Below are 4,753 nucleotides of genomic sequence, written 5' to 3'. Positions count from 1 at the left end.
GCAGAGGTTGTGGGACGATCTTGCATCGTCGCAGGTCAGCGGTGGTGGAAACTGTGGTGCGGTCCCCGCGCAGCCAAAATCCGAGTCGGATCGAGTCGGATTGAAACGAACAGCACGTAGGGTCCGGGGTTGGTGACGTCCCCGTACGGGCAAAATCCGAGTCGGATTGAAACCAGAAGTACTGCTGCACCGCAGCCGTCAGGGGGTCTCCGTGCGGGCAAAATTCTGAAATCAGTGCTTTACGGAGTTGTGTCGCCCCGGAACGCCCCGAACTGGATTGTCGGCGGCTTCGGCTCGGCTGCATATTGACGTCATGGCGGTGAAATCTAACCACCGATACGGAAGCTGTAGGTGAAAACCGTTGCTATAACAACGGAAACCACCTGTGCGGTCCATCGGGACTCGCGCCGTCATCGGTGGCGATCGGTATACGTTCGCAGGTTCCGCCGTCCCGTCGACCGGGAAGTGGGCCGGCTGCGAAGCTCACACCGGCATGGGGACGCCGGAGGTGTGGTTGTGTGTTCAAGTAGTGGTCCCGTGAGGCCGCCGGGCGCCCGGCACGAGCGATGATCGTGTGCCCTTCGGCCTGGACTGCCGGATCCGTGACGACACCCGACCATCAGGAGTCCCACTTTCATGACCGTCACCGACACCTCCACCAGCAGTGCCCTGGCACTGGATGCCGCCGCCGCGGATCTGCTGTTCCACTCGGCCCGGACCGCGAACACCTTCAGCGAAGAAGCGGTGTCCGACGAGCAGATCCGTGCCGTCTACGACCTGGTCAAATGGGCGCCGACCAGCATGAACGCCCAGCCGTTGCGGATCATCCTGGTTCGCTCGCCCGAGGCGCGGGAGCGGCTGGTCGCGCACCTCAGCTCGGGTAACCAGGCAAAGACGCGGTCCGCGCCGCTCGTGGCCATCGTCGCCGCGGATGTCGACTTCCACGAGAACCTCCCGCAGGTCTTCCCGCACCTGCCGACCGCCAGGGACTTCTTCACCGAACCGGCCGCCCGCGAGCAGGCCGCGCGTTTCAACGCCGGCCTGCAGATCGGCTATTTCATCCTGGGTATCCGCGCCGCGGGGCTTGCGGCCGGCCCGATGACGGGGCTTGACGCCAGCGCCGTCGACAGGGAGTTCTTCGCCGATCAGCCACTGCGCACACTCGCTGTGATCAACATTGGCAGGCCGGGTGAGAACGCGTGGTTCGACCGGAACCCGCGGCTGGACTACGAACAGGTCGTCTCCGTTCTCTGACATCGGATGGGGCTGCTGATGTCGATCGGTGTCTGACCGGCTACCCGTGGTCCGGGTTGGGTGCGGCATCCTAGCCGTGCCGGCAGCCGCAGCCGCCATCGCCAGAGTGGTCCGCGTCAGGGCGGCCCGCATCGCGCCGCCATCAGCGGTGACCGCGTTCTGGTTCCGTTCTGGTATCTGTGGCCCGGGCGTGTCCCGACCCGGGGCGGGGGTGTTACCGTGAAATCCCGTGGACCGGCCGGGTACGGGTCCGGCCGGCGAAACCCACGGAAGGGTCCCAGCGTGGCGCAGGCGCACGTGACCAGGCACATCTTCGTGACCGGAGGCGTGGCCTCCAGTCTCGGCAAGGGGCTCACCGCCTCCAGCCTCGGTCGTCTCCTCAAGGCTCGTGGCCTCCGGGTCACCATGCAGAAGCTTGATCCCTATCTCAACGTCGACCCCGGCACGATGAACCCGTTCCAGCACGGGGAGGTCTTCGTCACCGACGACGGCGCCGAGACCGACCTCGACATCGGCCACTACGAGCGGTTCCTGGACGTCGACCTCGACGGCAGCGCCAACGTCACCACCGGCCAGGTCTACTCGGAGGTGATCGCCCGCGAGCGCCGGGGCGGCTACCTCGGCCAGACGGTGCAGGTCGTCCCGCACATCACCGACGAGATCAAGGATCGGATCCGCAGGCTCGCCACAGACGCCTGGGACGTGGTCATCACCGAGGTGGGCGGTACCGTCGGTGACATCGAGTCACTGCCCTACCTTGAGGCGATCCGCCAGGTCCGCCACGAGGTCGGGCGGGACAACGTCCTGACCGTCCACGTGAGCCTGGTGCCCTATCTCGCCCCCTCCGGGGAGCTCAAGACCAAGCCCACGCAGCACTCGGTGGCGGCGTTGCGCAGCATCGGCCTCCAGCCGGACGCGGTGGTCTGCCGGTCCGACCGCCCGTTGCCGGACGCGCTCAAAAGCAAGATCGCCCTGATGTGCGACGTGGACGACGAGGCCGTCGTCGGCGCGCCGGACGCGGCCTCGATCTACGACATCCCCAAGGTGCTGCACCGGGAGGGCCTGGACGCGTATGCGGTCCGCCGCCTCGGCCTGCCCTTCCGCGACGTCGACTGGACCGAGTGGGACACCCTGCTGCGCCGCGTCCACCGCCCGGCCAAGCTGGTCACCGTGGCGATCGTCGGCAAGTACGTCGACCTGCCCGACGCCTACCTGTCGGTCACCGAGGCGCTGCGGGCGGGCGGGTTCGCGGTGGACGCCCGGGTGGAGATCCGCTGGGTGCCGGCGGACTCCTGCTCGTCCCCGCAGGCCACCGCGGTCGCGCTGGACGGCGTCGACGGCGTGCTCGTGCCGGGCGGCTTCGGTATCCGCGGGATCGAAGGGAAGATCGAGGCGCTTCGGCACGCACGGACGAACGCGATCCCGGCCCTGGGCCTGTGCCTGGGTCTGCAGTGCATGGTCATCGAGGCCGCCCGCAACATGGCCGGGCTCACCGGCGCGAACTCGACCGAGTTCGATCCGCAGACGCCGGATCCGGTGATCTCCACGATGGCCGACCAGCGCGCCGTGGTCGCCGGGGAGCGGGACATGGGCGGCACGATGCGCCTCGGGCTGTATGCGTGCACGCTCGCGCCCGGTACGGTCGCCAGGCGCGTGTACGGGGTCGCGGAGATTGATGAACGCCACCGGCACCGCTACGAGGTCAACAACGACTACCGTGATCGGCTCACCGCGGCCGGGCTGGTGATTTCCGGGACGTCGCCGGACGGCCGGCTCGTCGAGGTCGTCGAACTGCCGGTGGAGGTCAATCCCTTCTACGTCGGTACCCAGGCGCATCCGGAGTTCCGGTCCCGGCCGACCCGGGCTCACCCGCTGTTCCGCGCGTTGGCCGCGGCGGCGGTCACGCATGCCGAGCAGCGCACCGGGGTGCTGCCGGTCGAGCTTCCCAGCGGAATCGGGGACGTGGACGGCCAGGGGTTGTCGGCCGAGGTGAACTGCGAGGAGCTGGTGCCGTCATGGCCGCCGACAACGTGACGGCCGGCAAGGTGGGGGAGACCGGCGCGCAGGAGCCGGACGGGACACAGCCGGACACAGCGCCGGACGGGGTGCCCGCAGACGAGACGCCCGTGGCAGCGGGCTACCGTTCCGACACCGGACACCACTACGAGGTGGCGGAGTCCGACGTCGTCTTCACCGGGCGGATCATCCGGCTCCGCCGGGACATCGTGCGGATGCCGGACGGCGTAGTGTCCCAGCGTGACGTCGTCATGCACCCCGGTGCCGTCGGCGTGGTCGCGCTGGACGAGACCGGGCGGGTGGTGATGGTCAACCAGTACCGTCATCCGGTCCGCCGGGCATTGTGGGAGCTGCCCGCCGGCATCCTGGACGTCCCCGGAGAGCCGCTGGTGACCGCGGCTGCCCGCGAGCTCGCCGAGGAGGCCCACCTCACGGCCGCGCGGTGGGACCTGCTGGTCGACGTCCTGGCCTCACCCGGCATGACCGACGAGGCCTACCGCGTCTTCCTCGCTCGTGATCTTGCAGTGATCCCGCCGTCACAGCGGCACGTCGGCGTCCACGAGGAGGCCGACATGCGGACGCAACGGGTGGATCTCGACGAGGCGGTGACCGGCGTGCTGTCCGGGTCGATCACCAACGCCATGGCTGTGATCGGCATCCTGGCGGCGGCGACGGCCCGCGCGGGCGGGTTCGCCTCGCTGCGCGCCGCGGACGTGCCGTGGCCGGACCGTCCGGCACCTGCCGGTTGACCAGCCCGCCGGCTGACCGGCGCGAGGGTGGACGGATCGGCACCGGTCGGCCCGGGCGCGCGGGTCGACCGGCTGCGAGGCAGGTCCGGGGTGCGACAGAGCCCGGCGGGTCAGCCGTTGCCTGTGAGGACGCCGCCGGCCTCGTCCACGACGACGGCGGCGTTCGCCGCGAGGACCACCGGTTCCAGCGGGAACGCCTGCCCGACACCGGGTACGGCGAATGTTCCCTGCCAGGTCACCGTCAACGTGATCGTGTAGGTGCCGGGCTGGCGGTAGGGATGCGACACATAGGCGTCGGGATGCTCCCTGGGTGAGATCGCCGGGTCGAAGGGGCGGCCGGGGGAGTCCGGGCCGGCCGTGCCGTCCCCGAAGTCCCACCGGTAGTGGGGGACCGCGGTGATCGTGGCGAGTACCGGTTGGTCGACGTTGAAGACGAAGCTCGGCGGGACCGGCGTGTACACCACTGTGGGCAGGTTGGCGAAGCTTCGCCCGCTCGGCGCGACGACGAGCGTGGGTCGGGGCAGGGCCTGTTCTCGCAGATAGTTGGTGAGCGCGGCCTGAACCTGGACGAGGGTCGGGGCGGCGGCAGCGGCTTGGGGGTCGCACAGGGCGTTCGTGTCGGCGGCCGCCTCCGGGAAGGCCGCCCACAGCAGCTGCTCGAACTCGGTGGTTTCGTCGCCGATGTTGCAGAAGTTCAGGCGGACGGGGCAGTCCGCACACCCGGCAGCCGTCCG

General features: G+C 69.4%; 4 protein-coding genes. 3 read left to right on the top strand and 1 reads right to left on the bottom strand.

Features of this window, described 5'->3' with window-relative positions:
- The first annotated feature begins 636 nt into the window (after nt 1–636).
- The 3 genes from DD1DGNOD_RS19620 (at nt 637) to DD1DGNOD_RS19610 (ending at nt 4,019) form a co-directional block, all read left to right on the top strand.
- Nucleotides 637–1,254: a malonic semialdehyde reductase gene (locus DD1DGNOD_RS19620; RefSeq protein ID WP_131767928.1), complete on the top strand. Its 618-nt coding sequence runs from the start codon at nt 637–639 to the stop codon at nt 1,252–1,254.
- A 282-nt stretch (nt 1,255–1,536) separates the two neighbouring features.
- Nucleotides 1,537–3,288, top strand: a complete 1,752-nt coding sequence (locus DD1DGNOD_RS19615; RefSeq protein ID WP_131767927.1) for a CTP synthase — start codon at nt 1,537–1,539, stop codon at nt 3,286–3,288.
- Nucleotides 3,270–4,019: an NUDIX domain-containing protein gene (locus tag DD1DGNOD_RS19610; RefSeq protein WP_131770775.1), complete on the top strand. Its 750-nt coding sequence runs from the start codon at nt 3,270–3,272 to the stop codon at nt 4,017–4,019. Before DD1DGNOD_RS19615 ends, DD1DGNOD_RS19610 begins: the two co-directional genes overlap by 19 nt.
- Nucleotides 4,020–4,129: 110 nt before the next feature.
- Here the strand turns inward: DD1DGNOD_RS19610 and DD1DGNOD_RS19605 are convergent.
- On the bottom strand, nt 4,130–4,753 hold a 624-nt coding region (locus DD1DGNOD_RS19605; RefSeq protein ID WP_131770779.1), incomplete at its 5' end, for a PKD domain-containing protein.

Origin of the sequence: Candidatus Protofrankia californiensis (genome assembly GCF_900634765.1) — a bacterium.
GTDB lineage: Bacteria > Actinomycetota > Actinomycetes > Frankiales > Frankiaceae > Protofrankia > Protofrankia californiensis.
Note: the sequence above shows the minus strand (reverse complement) of the source record. Positions and strands in the feature narration are given on the sequence as shown.

Excerpts from the sequence above, each read along its gene's own strand:
- DD1DGNOD_RS19620 (WP_131767928.1), top strand. The coding sequence starts at position 637 with ATGACCGTCACCGACACCTCCACCAGCAGTGCCCTGGCACTGGATGCC.
- DD1DGNOD_RS19610 (WP_131770775.1), top strand. The coding sequence starts at position 3,270 with ATGGCCGCCGACAACGTGACGGCCGGCAAGGTGGGGGAGACCGGCGCG.